Annotated in this window: 15 protein-coding genes; 8 read left to right on the top strand and 7 right to left on the bottom strand. The window is 36.8% G+C overall.

Annotated features, from left to right (window positions below):
* Positions 1-93 precede the first annotated feature (93 nt).
* Together rsmD and QUE72_RS18670 are read left to right on the top strand one after the other, a co-directional pair.
* The gene (gene rsmD, locus QUE72_RS18665; protein WP_286270674.1) at positions 94-687 is read left to right on the top strand and encodes a 16S rRNA (guanine(966)-N(2))-methyltransferase RsmD; all 594 of its coding nucleotides are present in this window, start codon (positions 94-96) and stop codon (positions 685-687) included.
* A 61-nt stretch (positions 688-748) separates the two neighbouring features.
* Positions 749-1,276, top strand: coding sequence for a hypothetical protein (locus QUE72_RS18670; protein WP_286270676.1), 528 nt, complete (start codon positions 749-751; stop codon positions 1,274-1,276).
* Here QUE72_RS18670 and QUE72_RS18675 read toward each other — a convergent pair.
* From QUE72_RS18675 to QUE72_RS18685, 3 genes are all read right to left on the bottom strand, one after another.
* On the bottom strand, positions 1,273-1,860 hold the full coding sequence (locus QUE72_RS18675; RefSeq protein WP_286270678.1) for a YjaG family protein: 588 nt from the start codon (positions 1,858-1,860) through the stop codon (positions 1,273-1,275). The genes QUE72_RS18670 and QUE72_RS18675 overlap by 4 nt on opposite strands.
* Before the next feature lie 61 nt (positions 1,861-1,921).
* Positions 1,922-2,986, bottom strand: coding sequence for a coiled-coil domain-containing protein (locus QUE72_RS18680; RefSeq protein WP_286270679.1), 1,065 nt, complete (start codon positions 2,984-2,986; stop codon positions 1,922-1,924).
* 111 nt (positions 2,987-3,097) lie between these two features.
* Positions 3,098-3,859, bottom strand: coding sequence for a SapC family protein (locus tag QUE72_RS18685; protein WP_074499209.1), 762 nt, complete (start codon positions 3,857-3,859; stop codon positions 3,098-3,100).
* Between the two features lie 358 nt (positions 3,860-4,217).
* Here QUE72_RS18685 and QUE72_RS18690 point away from each other — a divergent pair, with 358 nt between their 5' ends.
* On the top strand, positions 4,218-4,418 hold the full coding sequence (locus QUE72_RS18690) for a hypothetical protein (protein WP_286270680.1): 201 nt from the start codon (positions 4,218-4,220) through the stop codon (positions 4,416-4,418).
* A gap of 32 nt (positions 4,419-4,450) precedes the next feature.
* Here QUE72_RS18690 and QUE72_RS18695 read toward each other — a convergent pair whose 3' ends face one another.
* The 4 genes from QUE72_RS18695 to QUE72_RS18710 all read right to left on the bottom strand — a co-directional run bounded on the left by QUE72_RS18695 (position 4,451) and on the right by QUE72_RS18710 (position 8,884).
* On the bottom strand, positions 4,451-5,185 hold the full coding sequence (locus QUE72_RS18695; RefSeq protein WP_286270681.1) for a helix-turn-helix domain-containing protein: 735 nt from the start codon (positions 5,183-5,185) through the stop codon (positions 4,451-4,453).
* 204 nt (positions 5,186-5,389) lie between these two features.
* The gene (gene pgi, locus QUE72_RS18700; protein WP_286270682.1) at positions 5,390-7,024 is read right to left on the bottom strand and encodes a glucose-6-phosphate isomerase; all 1,635 of its coding nucleotides are present in this window, start codon (positions 7,022-7,024) and stop codon (positions 5,390-5,392) included.
* Positions 7,025-7,392: 368 nt separating this feature from the next.
* Positions 7,393-8,181, bottom strand: coding sequence for a substrate-binding periplasmic protein (locus QUE72_RS18705; RefSeq protein ID WP_286270684.1), 789 nt, complete (start codon positions 8,179-8,181; stop codon positions 7,393-7,395).
* 283 nt (positions 8,182-8,464) lie between these two features.
* Positions 8,465-8,884, bottom strand: coding sequence for a chemotaxis protein CheW (locus QUE72_RS18710; RefSeq protein ID WP_286270685.1), 420 nt, complete (start codon positions 8,882-8,884; stop codon positions 8,465-8,467).
* 220 nt (positions 8,885-9,104) lie between these two features.
* Here QUE72_RS18710 and ectA point away from each other — a divergent pair, with 220 nt between their 5' ends.
* The 5 genes from ectA (at position 9,105) to QUE72_RS18735 (ending at position 14,575) form a co-directional block, all read left to right on the top strand.
* The gene (ectA, locus tag QUE72_RS18715) at positions 9,105-9,608 is read left to right on the top strand and encodes a diaminobutyrate acetyltransferase (protein ID WP_083602053.1); all 504 of its coding nucleotides are present in this window, start codon (positions 9,105-9,107) and stop codon (positions 9,606-9,608) included.
* Positions 9,609-9,617: 9 nt separating this feature from the next.
* Complete coding sequence (gene ectB / locus QUE72_RS18720; protein WP_074499202.1) at positions 9,618-10,907, top strand: diaminobutyrate--2-oxoglutarate transaminase; 1,290 nt, start codon at positions 9,618-9,620, stop codon at positions 10,905-10,907.
* Positions 10,908-10,941: 34 nt separating this feature from the next.
* Positions 10,942-11,340 (top strand): ectoine synthase, encoded by a 399-nt coding sequence (locus QUE72_RS18725; protein ID WP_074499201.1) that lies wholly within the window; start codon positions 10,942-10,944, stop codon positions 11,338-11,340.
* Between the two features lie 357 nt (positions 11,341-11,697).
* Positions 11,698-13,131, top strand: a complete 1,434-nt coding sequence (locus QUE72_RS18730) for an aspartate kinase (RefSeq protein WP_074499200.1) — start codon at positions 11,698-11,700, stop codon at positions 13,129-13,131.
* A 22-nt stretch (positions 13,132-13,153) separates the two neighbouring features.
* A complete protein-coding gene (locus tag QUE72_RS18735) occupies positions 13,154-14,575 on the top strand; it encodes a sodium/proline symporter (RefSeq protein ID WP_286270687.1) in 1,422 nt (473 codons plus the stop codon).
* Positions 14,576-14,577 lie beyond the last annotated feature (2 nt).

Genomic DNA, 14,577 nt, shown 5'->3' on the forward strand with positions numbered 1-14,577 from the left:
AGCGAACAACAGGTGTTATTGCGTGTTAAACAAGGATAAAATTGCAGCTAGTTTAACACCTTAATTGCCGACAAAAAACAAAAGCTTGATCTGATGCGACCGACTAAACAAAAAACAACGCCGAAGAAAAATTCTCTCGGCAGTATACGTATTATTGCGGGTAAACATCGTGGCAGAAAACTTCCCGTTATTAATGCAGATGGTTTAAGGCCAACAACCGACAGAGTTAAAGAAACGGTGTTTAATTGGTTAATGCCATACATGAATGACAGCAAGTGTTTAGATTGTTTTTCTGGGGCTGGCAGTCTAGGTTTTGAAGCAATATCTCGTGGAGCAACCCGAGTAGATATGCTTGAATTAAACAAACATGCAGCTACGCAATTAACAAAAAACAAGGCGTTATTAGTTGCTGATAATTGTCATATTCATCATGTTGATTCGCTCAGCTTTCTTGCTCAACCAGTCACTGAAACGTTCGACATTATTTTTATTGATCCACCTTTTCGTCAGCAATTGCTACCAAAAGTCATTATGCTTTTGCAAAAAGGCTGGTTAGCCCCCGATGCACTTATCTATGTTGAACAAGAACTCGATAATACTACAATGACTATTCCTGAAGATTGGCAACTTGTGAAAGAAAAAATTGCAGGGCAAGTAAAGTATCAATTATTTCAGCAAATACCTTAACAGCTTTTGATCTTATTCTTTACTGAACACGTAATGTCACGCATGTTCATTAATGGAGTATATGATGTCTAGAATTGTAAGTGTTTTATTGGTTGTAATGTTGACTGCATGCTCAACAACTTACCCAAATAAAAATGTTACTGAGCAAACGTTTCCTTCGGTAACGGGCGAAAACTTATTAAAAGAAACGATTCAATTACCCCAAGCAATAAAACAAAAAGCCACTGTTTTACTGTTAGGTTATCAGCAAGACAGTCAGTTTGATATTGATCGCTGGTTGATCGGTTTAGATATGACCAATACTACAATTGATGTGATAGAAGTACCAACAATACAAGGTATGTTTCCTCGTATGTTTAGCACTCAAATTAACAATGGTATGCGAAAAGGCATACCCAAAATTATGTGGGCTGGAGTTATTACCGTTTACCGTGATGGCGATAAACTGCAACAGTTTACCGGTAACACGAACCCGAACAATGCCAGGGTGATGCTTTTAGACAAAACAGGTGTTATCCGGTATTTTTACGATCAAGGGTTTTCTGTAGATGCGTTAAATGCTTTGCGAAAATCGGTAAAGAGCCACTAAGCGATTTCCATTCCTAAATTAGATAACCCTTGACCAAGCGCCATGTCTTTTATCGCTTTAATTGTTTGTATGTTTTCTGGCGATTGTTGCAATAAATCAAACATGGCATTTTGCATTTCTTGTTCCCATTTCATAAGCGGGTCTTGATTAATTAACAGTGGATCTACATCTTCTATTTCGCTATTTTCTTCTAAGATAAGCAGTTCAACATAGGCAGATACACTGTTATGCGAAAGACGCGATATCTGATTAATTAGCTCAATATCATTATCTTGAATATATTGCAGTAAAGCATTTAGCGCCATACAAGCATCTAATGCGGGAAATACACCAAAAAAACTAAACTGCTCAGGATCAGGTATCTCCGCTTCTAACTTTTCGAGTTGCACCTCACAGTTAATATTTACTTTTTGCTTTTTATCGAGCCGTTGCCAAACCAAATTTAGTTGATTACGTAAGATTCTATAATCACCAACATCTGTCGCTTCACTAAACATTTTATAGTTAGGCAGCATACGCTCAAGTAATGCTGCGCTAAACGTTATTTGTTGCCATACAGATAGTTTATTTATCGGAAGTCGCATTTAAAACAAGTCACTTTTAATTATCATTATGCAAAGTATACTGGTTACGAAAAGATGTTCCTTATTTTTTTGCTAATTCTTTTTGTGCATATTCAAATCGTAACCGGTACTCGGTTACTTGTTGTTCAAAGTCATTAATTGTTTCTGTTAACGTTGCTGTTAATGCTTGATTTTCATCTCGCAGAGACTTAATCGTTTCGCGCGCTTTAGCGTATTCGCTTTCCTGTTGGTATTTTTTAGCTTGTTGGCCATCAAATTTTTGCTGACATTCAACAAGAGACTGTTTCAATTGTTCAGTATTTTCTTGCGAATCAATTAACTGTGTTTCAATGGCTTTAATATCTGATATTAGTTGTTGCGATCGAGCTTCCGCTTTGAGTACCTGTTCGCGTAATTGCTGGTTTTCTTTTTTTTGTGTCGATATAAATACTTGCTGTTCGGTAGTTTCTTCGGATAATACCTGATATTTTTTTTCTAACGTTCGTAATTGATTAGTTTGCTGTTTGTTTTGTTGTTTAAAGGCTGTTAATTCTTGCTCAAAAGCGCGTTCTTTTTCAAGATAACGCATTTGATGCTTTTCTCGTTCACGATGAATCTGATCAATTTTTTGTTGCTGACTTTCCTGCACTTGCTCTGCATCCGCTTGGTAGTGCTCAAAGTCAGCAGTGACTTCATTTAATTGGCTATTCAACTGAGTAATTTGTTGGTTTTGTACATCTAAGGTAGCAGTTTTAGCTTGCGCTGTTTTTTGGAGGTTAGCCGTTATTGATTGCTGTTCTTCAAGTTGACGATTTAGCATCTGGCATTGCTGCTCTAACGCTAAACTATGTTCATCATTTTCAGCAGAAGTAATTTGATGTTCTAATATATTAAGCTGTTGTTGGTGCTGTTGCTTTAATTGGGTAATTCGCTGTTGTGCTTGTTCGTTATGTTCACTTACTTGTGCAAGTTTATTTTCAAGCTCAGTGACATACGGTAAAGAAGATAGTTGCTCAGCAGTTAATGAATCAACCTGCGATTGCGAAGTAATAACCGACACTCGCTGCTTTATTTGCTTCGAAATATCATTTGCAAGCGTTTGGATTTGTTGATCTACTTCGCTCGATTTATCAAGTTTTTCTTCCATGCACATTCCTAGTGTTCTCACGCCACTTTAAAATTAGCACAGCAGTTAGCAATAAAAAAGGGAGCAAATGCTCCCTTATACGATTGGTATCAGTCAAGATAAATAAGAGAGTTACTTTTCTTCAGCTTTCTTTACGTTGTACTGAATATTCGCAACTTTCTGCGCATTTCCGCTTGCGTTACGTAATTGTGCTAAACGATTTACCTGTCCAGAAGAAGCTAGCATTGAGTGGATCGGCATGAAAATACCTGTTTTGTATAACTCAAGAATCTTTTCATCTGATAAGCCTTGTAGTTTCTCTTCGTTAATGCCGTATAAACCAACAAGCTTTTTGTTTTGGCCGTCAGAGAATGATACGTTTAACTCAAGCTCTTGAAGTAAATCATTTTCTGTTAGCACTTTTAAAAAGTTTTGGCTCGTCATTTCGTTTTCGTATAAACGACCTAACTGATCATGAATGTTTTTGAAAAAGTCAGTTTCTTCGCCTTTGTCATCAAACAAAGCATTGTCTTTATCTTCGCCAACAAACGGGCTGTCTAAATCGACACACGCTGTTAATGTATTTTCTTTTTCAGGATCTAAACCTAAAGAAAAAGGCACTAATGAAATTGCTTGAGGAATATAAATTGCCTGCCACTTTTCACCTTCAAGGTATAAATTTTCACCTGACTCTAGACCTAACATTACCACACTGCGATATTGACCTGACTCTGGATCTTTAATGAATACGATAGGGTAACTTGTTGAAGCTTGTGCAAACTCACGAACATTAATTGGGGCGATATGTTGATCAGCAAATTGTCTTAAGTCACGTTGAGTAGCAACTTTTACATTTTGATGTTGCTCTTTTTTTACTGCTACGATATTTGTCATGTTTATTCCACTCTAAGCTTTGATTCACTGCGGTTAATTATTTATAGATAAGTCGCAGAATTTCTAATAGTGAAGTAGTTATATAGACACCTTTCTTGGCTTTCAATGGCTAAACCGGAAAAATATAGTATTATTAACAGTAATATCGTCAATATTTGAATGTTTTTTCTATTTATTTCTCTATAACTTGTTAAGAATAATGAACTTTATTTCCTTTTCAGTACAAAGTAATTTACCCACTAAAAAAAATTATCTTTTTTTAAGCCTTTTGCTATGTCTTGCGTTATTTTCGATAACGGCATCAGCAAAGTCGAATATCAAGCCCATTTTCGGTTATAGCTTAAAAGGCTTTCCAAGAATGCAGATAAAGAATGAATCTAATCAAGAGCTAGCATGTTGGGTGGCAATAGATGGGTTTAAAAAGAAATTTCGCTTGCCGCAATTCACCACCTCTCAATGGATAACGGTTTACGACAAGCGTTATAATTATCAAAATTTTAGTACTTGGTGCGATAATATTAAACATCACCCTGAATATCGTAAATACAACCGCGGTTAATACATTACTTAACCAGAGTTCAGGGTAACAACTTACTTTCTAGTAGTTGTTTGCCTTATTACTGCGTTAAATTTAAAAACGTAAAACATATACAAACCGCCAAAAGATAAACTCGCCATTCCTATCACCAGAAAAATGCTTGGCCATGGACTTCGTCGCTCACGTTCAGACATTAAAGAAAAATAGCGCCTATCTTCTCCGTAAGCCTGTACGAAACCCTCACCTCTATAACGATCTGACATCACTAGTAGTTCACTAATACGACTCTTATTTTTTGCGATGCGTTCTATTCTATGTTCGCGCGTTTCATTAATAGAATGTAGAGAACCAGGAGTATAATGGCTGTTAAGCTCATTCGGCTTAATTAGCCCCATCGATTTATATTGAAACACCGTTTGAGAGAATATACCTGAAGAGTTTGAAAGAAATGTAAACGCTAAGCCTAGTACAATTGCAAAGGCAGCTTTAATGTAGCCAGTGCGCATTTTATGTCGCGCCTTTTCATGTCTACGACCAAGTTCCTCGGCTATCTCAGGTAAATGACTTAATTGAGATTGCACATAATCATTATCGAGTGAAGCGATTAAAGCCATCACGTCTGTTTCGAACGCCGAAGCTATTTTATGCAATATCTCAAATGAAGGTGAACCCTTATCATTTTCTAACTTTGAAAGGTATGACTGCTCAATACCTGCTCTATCAGCCAGTTCTGGTTGCGTTAAGTTTGCTTGTTGTCGAAGTTGTCTTATTTTCTCACCTAATTTCATCTTAATTCCTTTACGCTATAAACTCTTATTATTAACGTTAAGTGTTGATCATTAATAACTAACACTCGCGCTACTCAAGCAAGATTTTTTAGTATCATATCAGGAATAAAAAGATGAATATTGAGGCATAATGAAGAATATTAGCGGAGATAAAAAAATCGACGCCTTTAACAGCGTCGATTTTTAAAATTTATTACAGTAAGGTTAACTATTTCTTTCACGGAAAAGTTGTATTAACGCATTCGTTGAACCATCCATCGTTAAAGGCTCATCATGATCAGAAAGCTTTGAAAGCACTTGGTTTCCAAGAGCTTTTCCAAGCTCTACACCCCATTGGTCAAATGAATTAATTTGCCAAATAACCCCTTGAACAAAAACTTTATGTTCATAAAGTGCTATTAAGCTACCTAACGTTTTTGGATCTAGCTTATCAAAAAGTAAGGTATTACTCGGTTTGTTACCTTTCATCACCTTATGACTGGCAAGGTTTTGGATTTCATCAGTGCTACATTTAGCTTTTTTCATCGCCGCGGTCACTTGAGCTTCTGATTGCCCTTCCATTAGCGCCTGTGCTTGCCCAAAACAATTTGATGCCAGCATGTCATGATGATTTTCCACATCGTGATGCGGATATAATGGCAACATGAAATCTACCGGAATAGGTGTCTTACTTTGGTGGATAAGTTGATGAAATGAATGCTGGCCGTTAGTGCCTTCACTGCCCCAAATAATAGGGCCGGTATCATAGTCTAGTTCTTGGTTATTGATTGAAACAGATTTACCGTTACTCTCCATATCAAGTTGCTGTACGTAAGCAGGTAAACCACGTAAGTAATGGTAATATGGTAATAATACTTGAGATTGTGCACCATGGAAATTACGATACCAAATACCGAGCAAGCCCATAATTACCGGAAGGTTTTCTTCTAATGGCGCAGTTGTGAAATGCTGATCCATTTCAAAAGCACCCTGTAAAAATTCTCGATAGTTTTCATACCCTATAGCTAAAGCTAACGGTAAACCAATAGCCGACCACACCGAATAACGACCACCAACCCAATCCCACATCGGAAAAATGTTGTCAGAGTCAATGCCAAAATTTTCAGCCGCTTCTATATTTGTAGAAACACAAGCAAAGTTATATTGCACATCAGATTGTGTGGCTGTAGATAAAAACCAGTCTTTTGCAGATTCAGTATTTCTTAATGTTTCTTGAGTGGTTAATGTTTTAGAAGAAGTAATCACCATGGTTGTTTCAGGATCAAGCTTTGCTAATACATCTTGTAAGTGGCAACCGTCCACATTTGCGACAAAGTGTACGTTTATGTGCTTTTGACGATAAGGCTTAAGTGCTTCCGACATTATCTTAGGGCCTAAAAAAGAACCACCAATACCAATACTAACAATATCGGTGAACGCCTTACCTGAATAACCCTTTTTGCTACCACTGGATACAGCATCAACAAACGTTTTAACTTTTTCTAATGCTGCATGCACTTGTGGCATGACATCTTGATTATCAACGGTAACACTTTTCCCTGAAAAATTTCTTAACGCTGTATGTAGTACGGCTCTGTTTTCCGTTAAGTTAATTGGTTCACCTGAAAACATTCTTTTGCGATAATCTTCTAATTCAGCATTTTTCGCTAAGTCAATCAGCAAACCCATCGTTTGTTCAGTGATTTGATTTTTTGAATAATCTAGCGTTAGTCCAGCAGCTGTCGCAGAAAACTTTGTGAACCTTTTATCGTCAGCTATAAACAAATCACGCATATGTGTTGATTTAATTTCTTGAAAATGCGATTTAAGCGCTTGCCATTGTGGTGAACTTGTTAACATAACTAACTCCTATATGATCCTCTTCCAGCTCAAGTTTAAGCAAATATACATATCTGACGGTGGTTATTTACTCAGCATGATCTAAACATGAAAAAAAACACCATTTAACTGGTGAATTAACGCGATTATAACACCATGAAGCGGATACAAGCTAGAAAACAAGATAATTTTGTAGTTTTTTTACATCATTTTTGAATATTTATCCGCTTTACTGATTTATTTTAAAAACGAATTAAAACCCACAGTAATAATGTTGATAGCAAAAAAGTTCTTTCTATCGATAGGGCAATTAACAAAATGTATTTTGATGATTGAAGATCATGAACTTACTATAGCTAGCTTAATAATTCACTCATTTAAAGCGCTAACTAAAAACTTAAAATATCCTCCTCAATTGAATACATGTTAGGGTACAAATGCGCTAGTTTTGCATACCAGCGCTCGCTAATTTCACGTAATTTTCCACTCTGCTTTAAGTGATAAAATGCTTGGGTAACGTTTGCTGCTACTTCAGGTGAAGTACGTTTAGACATGAGCAAGTACACATCAGATTGATGAACAGTAAAAATAGATTTAAATTCGTTTTCTATGTTAAGTTGACGGCAAATATAACTGAGTCCTTGCTGTTCATAGATAATAATTGGCAACCTTTTCTTAGCAAGCAGACGAACATTTTGAGCTGGGTAAGTTACTGAATACAAGTTATTAAAGCCACGATTAATTAACCACTCTTCACGTACATCACCGCGAACAACACCAATGTTACTTATTTGCTTTAAATCCTGAAGCGAATTTATTTCAAGGGTATTATCAATAGTCGTAAAAGCCTGCCACTTCTTGGTTAACACTTTACCTATCCAGTGAAAGCTATGCTCTCTAAACGCAGTGCGTGAAAAGCTAAACAATAAAATATTCTCATTGTTTTTGGCTATATTTAAAACACGAGCTTCTGGCGATATTTGTATATTGGTAGATATATTCAACTCATCTAGCAATGCTTTAACTATATCAACAACATAACCTTCAGCTTGACCATTATCGGCAAGATAACTTGCAGGGGGCTCATCTACTCCTATAACACGCATTGATTCACTTTGACCATATGCATTGCCAATAAAGAGATATACACTAAGAAAAAAATAGATTAATCGTTCCATCGACATTCAACATTAACACTAACTTTAGTTAACTGTAGCAAATTTTGAATGTTCTGCTGTATTAAATAGAACAATTGTTATTTAACCTGAGCTCGGGATAAGAAGTTAGCTAATCAACTGAAACGATAAGCTTTTTATTTATCACACTGTTGCTAGTACGGAGTTTTTTCTTAGTGCAAGGCAAATTTGTGCGTCAATAACATGTCTATTGCAAATAAATTTAACGCAATAATAAGGAAAAACAATTGCTAGAAAGCAAGTTGTTATCCCGAGATCAGGTTATTTAATTATGTATCTCAATGACATTACTAAAATCAGATACTATATATAACTTACCTGATTTATTAAGCGTACCTTTTATATACTCACTGTTAATTTCCGTGCTCGTTGTATCAATTTCTAGTTGTTCTGCACTAATAATTTCCCCGACAGAATCAACTGCAACACCGACTAGCTGATCTTCGCTTTCCACTAAAATAATGCGGCTTTCGCACCCTTCATTTTCCTCATCTACGTGTAACATCCTGCGACTAGAATTGATTGAAACAATACTACCGCGGATATTTTGTATGCCTAAGGTAATATCTAATGCTCCTGGCACAGGTGTAGGTACATCATAAGGCAGAATTTCTTTAATTTTTGATACCGGATGTAAATATTGTTCCGAAGCTACTTCAAAACTTATCCATTGACTTTCGTTCAAATTATCCTCCCAAAATTCGTTATTAACACATTAGTTTACATTACATTCATTACATATATTTAGATGTCTAACTGTTTTATGATACATGTTTAGACTAAAAACTTTAATATAAGAGGGTTACATAAATAAAATAACCTTAGTATACTAAACATTGTAATTGACTATATCTTTTAATGTTCTCAATTTTAGTTAGTTATAAAACTAAATAAGCGTGGTTATTTTGAACATAAGTGAAAAATTAGTACTAGAAACTCCCAAGCTGATTGATGGGATAGAAATCAACGAACTGATCAGCAATAGTCCTCCTTTGGACACCAATTCGTTGTACTGCAACTTTTTGCAGTGTGGTCACTTTGCCAATACATCTATCGTTGCAAAACTAGATGGGAATGTCGTTGGCTTTATTTCTGGATATATCGTGCCAGAAAGACCAGAAACCTTGTTTATCTGGCAAGTAGCAATAGATAAGCAGGCACGAGGGCTAGGTCTGGCAACACGTATGCTGTTGGCCATTTTATCAAGACCCGTAAACGCTAATATCTCCTTCGTAGAAACAACAATAACGCCTGACAATCAAGCCTCATGGTCATTATTTAGAGGTTTAGCCAAGAAGTTATCTTGTGAACTAACACATGATATTTGGTTAGATAAACAAACACACTTTCGTGGTGAGCATGAATCTGAGTCGCTCCTACGAATTGGCCCTTTTAATGTAAGTGAATAAAAAACTATTATGAAAATATTTAATGAAATTGAATCAGAAGTACAATGTTATGCCCGTTCATTCCCTAGAGTTTTTAACCGAGCCAAAGGCGAATTTATGTGGGATGAAGACGGCAACAAATATTTAGACTTTTTAGCTGGCGCAGGAACACTTAACTACGGACACAACAATGATAAATTTAAGCCAGCACTCCTTGAGTACATTGAAAATGATGGCATCACGCATGGTTTAGATATGCACACACGTGCTAAGGGTGAGTTTCTAGAAACCTTTAACGAATTAATTCTCAAACCTCGTGATTTACAGTACATAGTGCAATTTACCGGTCCAACCGGTACAAACGCTGTTGAAGCAGCAATTAAAATTGCTCGTAATGTAACAGGCAAACATAACATTGTTAGTTTTACTAACGGTTTTCATGGTGTAAGTTTGGGAGCTCTTGCCGCAACAGGTAATTCCCATCATCGAGGTGGCGCCGGCGTTAGCTTAAATGGCGTGCACCGTATGCCATTTGACGGTTACTTAGGTGATAACATAGACACCACCGAATACCTAGACAAAGTGTTATGTGACTCAAGCAGTGGTATTGACTCTGTTGCTGCAGTATTAGTAGAAACCGTACAAGGTGAAGGTGGTGTCAATGCTGCAAGTATTGATTGGCTTAAAAAGCTTCAAGCAGTGTGTAAGAAGCACGAAATCTTACTCATAGTAGATGATATTCAAGCAGGTTGTGGTAGAACTGGCGACTTTTTCAGTTTTGAAAGTGCTGGTTTATCTCCAGACATCGTCACGTTATCAAAATCATTAGGTGGCTATGGTTTACCATTTGCCGTTGTACTGATGAAGCCAGAATTAGACCAATGGAAGCCAGGTGAGCATAACGGTACGTTTAGAGGTAATAACTTAGCGTTCGTTACCGCAAAAGCTGCCTTAGAACACTACTGGGCAGATTCTCATTTTTCAGATGAAATTAAGCGCAAAAGTGACTATATCACTGAGCGATTAAATAGCATTGTGGAAACGTACGGTGAAGGCAACTTCACTGCGAAAGGCCGAGGCATGTTCCAAGGCATTAATTGTGTTGATGGCGACATCGCTGGACGAATTACAAAACTTGCCTTTCAAAAAGGCTTGTTAATTGAAACGAGCGGCGCAGAAGATCATGTTATTAAGTTATTTTGTCCATTAATCATTAGTGATGAAAACTTAAAACAAGGTATTGATATCATCGAAGAGTCAGTCAAAGAAATCTGTGCAAAAGTCGATGACATGCCAGAAGCATTGTTGTACTTCGCTTAATAATACTTATTGAATAAAAATTATAGGAAAATTAATGATTGTACGTAATTTATCAAAAGCCAACGAATCAAACCGTCGTATCGTATCACCAGATGGTAACTGGGAAAGTACACGACTTCTTTTAAAAGAAGACAATATGGGTTTTTCTTTCCATATTACCACCATTTATGAAGGTTCAGATTTTCTATTGCATTACCAAAAGCACTTAGAATCTGTGTATTGTATTTCTGGTGAAGGTGAAATTGAGTCATTGGAAGATGGCAGTAAACACTCAATAACACCTGGCACAATTTATATTCTAGATAAGCATGACAAACATATGCTTAGAGCCTTCAAAGAAATACAATTTGCTTGCGTATTTAACCCACCGTTAAACGGCAAAGAAGTTCATAACTCTGAAGGTTCATACGAATTAGAAGCTGAGACAATTTAGTTTAATATGGTCAAATACTGAAACCCAATATGCGGTTGTTTGAATAATCGCATATTTCATTTTCAGCATTTCATAGCAAGAACGGAAGTCATCAAAACGTTAAATCATTACCGATTTATTTTGCTTGAAATATTGATTATTGAAACGGGTTTCTTCATTTGCCAAAGAGAAATAAAACCTAGATCAATTGATGACTTGCTGATCAAGTTTTTATTTTTCAGCCTGAAACATGGAATGCGTATTATGCTATATAAAACAATACGCGCGATAACTTAAACAACTTTCAGGCGGATTATATTAAGGCGACTCACCTAATAACGTTACTTAACATTTAACATTAACGTAATTGAGATTAACATGCATACAGTTGAAAAAATCGGCGGAACGTCGATGAGTGACTACAAGTCAGTAAGAGATAATATTTTCTTAAATCCAAATCTTTCAACACCTTATAATCGTATTTTTGTCGTATCTGCATACGCAGGCGTAACTAATAAGCTTTTAGAACACAAAAAAAGTGCTCAGCCAGGCGTATATTCATTGTTTGCCGACAGTATGGTCGATTCAAACTGGCAAGAACACTTTAAGCAATTGTCTGTCAGCCTTCAAAAGATTAATGAAGATTTATTTACTGATCCAGAGCAATTGATTAGCGCGAACAATTTTATTGAAGAACGCTTAGAAGACGCACGCAATTGCTTGTTAAACTTACAAAAGCTTTGTCAACACGGGCACTTTTCATTAACCTCGCATTTAGAAACCGTTAAAGAAATGTTGGCAAGTATTGGTGAAGCACATAGTGCGTGGAATACCGCCTTACTACTTAAAAATAGTGGTATCAATGCCTGCTTTGTCGATTTAACAGGTTGGCGTTCTGCTTCACATATTTCTTTAGATGAACGTGTTAACCTTGCCTTTAAAGATATCGACTTAGCGAGCTGTTTGCCTATTACTACCGGTTATGCACACAGTGAAACAGGCTTGATGTCAACGTTTGATCGAGGTTATAGCGAGATGACATTTAGTCGAATCGCAGTACTTACTAATGCCACCGAAGCAATCATCCATAAAGAATTCCATTTAAGTAGTGCTGATCCAAATTTAGTTGGCGAAGAATCTGCAGTTCCTATTGGTAGAACCAATTATGATGTTGCCGACCAACTGGCTAATTTAGGTATGGAAGCAATACATCCAAAAGCAGCAAAAGGCTTACGTCAAAGTCAAATTCCTTTACGGGTTAAAAATACCTTTGAGCCTAAGCATTTAGGTACTTTAATTACCGGTAGCTATGTCAGTAAATCACCGTGTGTTGAAATTATTGCCGGCTGCAAAGGTATATATGCCTTAGAAGTATTTGACCAAGCTATGGCTGGAAATATTCATAATTATGATCCGGTTATTTTAAAGACAATACAGCGTTTTAAAGGCTACATTGTATCAAAAGACGTCAATGCCAATACCATCACGCATTACTTAAAAGCAAGTTTAAAAACAATTAAGCGAATATGTGAAGCCATTCAAGATGACTTCCCTGAAGCTGAAATAAATCAGAAAAAAGTGGCTATTATTTCTGCCATCGGTAGTGATATGCAAATACCTGGCTTACTCTCAAAAGCAGTAAATGCTTTAGCAAAACAACAAATTAGTGTACTGTCAATTCATCAAGCCATGCGCCAAGTGGATATTCAATTCTTCATTGAAGAAGATGATTACGACGATGCAGTAAGAGCATTGCATGCTGAATTAATTGAAGTACATGATCACGGGGATGCTATTTGTTTAGCCTCGTAAGTACAGTATTTAAGGTAAAATAATGACTTTATCATTTATTTGTTTTCTTACATTGTTTGCCTTAATAGGCCTATCTTCTGCCTTTCAAAGCAAAGGAAATAAATCAGACTACTACCTGGCAAGTGAATCTGTATCGCCTTGGTTAGTGGGTTTATCTGCCGTAGCAACTAATAACAGCGGTTATATGTTTATTGGTGTTATTGGTTACACCTATGTTACAGGTCTTGCTTCTATTTGGTTAATGGCAGGCTGGATATTCGGCGATTTCCTTGCCTCTCTCTATGTCCATAAACAATTAAAAGAAGCGACTGCAAATACCAAAGAAGTTTCGTTTGCGGGGGTATTAAGTAATTGGCACGGTAAATCTGGCAACGGATTACAACGCATAATAGGGCTAATCTCACTCGCTTTTTTAATAACTTACGCTGCAGCTCAATTGCTCGCAGGAAGTAAAGCGTTACACGTGCTTCTAGACTGGCCTCTATGGTATGGTGCAGTGATTGGCGCAGTATTAGTCTGCTTATATTGCTTTTTTGGCGGTATTAGAGCCTCTATTTGGACCGATGCAGCACAATCAATTGTAATGATAGTGGCAATGTCAATTTTACTTGTTACTGCTGTAAACAGTGTGGGTGGCCTCGATCAGGCATATACTAGCTTGGCGACTATCGATGGTTACATGGATTGGACCCCTGAAAAGTTACTACTTCCTGGGGTATTTGGTCTGGCATTGTTTATTATCAGCTGGATATTCGCCGGCCTTTCGGTAATAGGTCAGCCCCACGTGATGGTGCGGTTTATGACTTTAAACAATGCTGATAATATGTTTAAAGCCAAGCTCTGGTATTATTTATGGTTTACGAGCTTTTATTGCATGGCAACAGCCGTTGGTATGTTATCTAGACTCTTTATTGCTGACACTGGCAGTTTCGATGCAGAACTCGCTTTGCCTACCCTTGCACAACATTTATTACCGGAAGTATTAGTAGGGTTAATTCTAGCCGGTATTTTTGCGGCAACTATGTCAACAACAGACTCTTTAGTGTTAAGTTGCTCTTCGGCAGTAACCCATGATATATCGTCAAAAAAGATAGAAAAAACATGGGTGTTAAAAGCAACAACGACGTTAGTCACTTTTATCGCCTTGCTATTAGCACTAACCAGTAAACAAAGTGTTTTTAATATGGTTATCATGGCATGGTCAGGTTTAGCGAGCGCCTTTGCTCCGCTTTTAATAACCCAAAGCTTAGGTGGAAAGCCCAATCAATTGTTAAGTATTATCGCAATTTTTGTAGGTTTTGCTGTAGCGTTACTGTGGCGAATGGCAGGATTGACCGAATTCATCTACGAAGGTTTGCCAGGTATTATCACAGGTTTGTTAATATTTTATATTGGACTTTCTCACTTTAAACTTCGCTTACCCACTCAACAACGGAATGTATAGTA

The sequence above is a fragment of the Thalassotalea hakodatensis genome (assembly GCF_030295995.1).
Lineage (GTDB): Bacteria > Pseudomonadota > Gammaproteobacteria > Enterobacterales > Alteromonadaceae > Thalassotalea_C > Thalassotalea_C hakodatensis.